Origin of the sequence: Methylobacterium sp. CCH5-D2 (genome assembly GCF_001556475.1) — a bacterium.
Lineage (GTDB): Bacteria > Pseudomonadota > Alphaproteobacteria > Rhizobiales > Beijerinckiaceae > Methylobacterium > Methylobacterium hispanicum.
This window is the reverse complement of record NZ_LSIX01000770.1, coordinates 1-953: the sequence shown is the minus strand read 5'-3', so window position 1 is coordinate 953 and position 953 is coordinate 1. Positions and strand designations below refer to the sequence as shown.

Annotated in this window: 1 protein-coding gene; it reads left to right on the top strand. The window is 72.8% G+C overall.

All coding sequences use genetic code 11. The features are described from left to right. Nucleotides 1-253: 253 nt before the first annotated feature. The coding region (locus AX737_RS20610; protein WP_082773176.1) for a LysR substrate-binding domain-containing protein at nucleotides 254-953 on the top strand (700 nt) is incomplete at its 3' end.

The window sequence follows — 953 nt, the reverse complement described above, 5'->3', positions numbered from 1 at the left end:
GACCAGCACGGCGGTCAGCTCGGCCTTCTTGCCGAGCACGTCGTGCATCAGCGCCGTGAGGCCCGCCTGCAGGCGTGCGGTCCGCGCCGCGTCGGGGCCGGGGGAAACTTTCAGGTTCACGAAGGGCATGACGCGTCGTCCCGCTGCTGCAGACCGCCCGTGCGGCCGTTGACGGGAACACGCTAGAACCGCAGGATCATCCCGAAAATCATGAAGTTCCAAAGCGTCAATTGAGCAGAACCGAACGGTCTCGATGCTGCCGACCAACCTCGACATGGATGTGCTGCGCACCTTCGTGGCCGGCATCGACCTCGGCGGCTACGCCCGGGCGGCGGCGCGTCTCGGCCGCTCGCCCTCCGCCGTCAGCCTGCAGTTGCGCAAGCTGGAGGAGCAGGTCGGACAGCCCCTGCTCCTGAAGCGGGGGCGCGGTCTCGCCCTGACGGAGGCGGGCGAGGTGCTGCTGGGCTTCGCCCGGCGGCTGCTCGACCTCAACGACGCCGCGCTCGCCGCCGTGCGGTCGCCCGCCCTGTCGGGCGAGGTCCGGATCGGTCTGCCGCAGGATTTCGCCGAGACGCGGCTGCCGGCCGCTCTGTCCCGGTTCGCGCGCCTGCATCCCGGTCTCCGGGTCAGCGCGCGCGTGGCCTGCAACGCCCGGCTCCGGGAGGCCTTCGAGGCCGCCGAGCTCGATCTCGCGCTGCTCTGGGACGAGGACGGGACGCTCGGCCCGGAGGCGGCGCTGCTCGAACTGCCGATGGTCTGGATCGGGAAGCGGGACGGGTCCGGGCCGCCGCCGGACGCGCCGCTGCCGCTCGCCCTGCTCGATGCCCCCTGCCTGTTCCGTCGCGCCGCGCTCGACGCTCTCGACGCGCGGCGCATCCCCTGGCGGGTGAGCTTCGGCAGCCCGAGCCTGTCCGGCCTCTGGGCAGCGGTCACCGCCGGGCTCGGGGTGACGG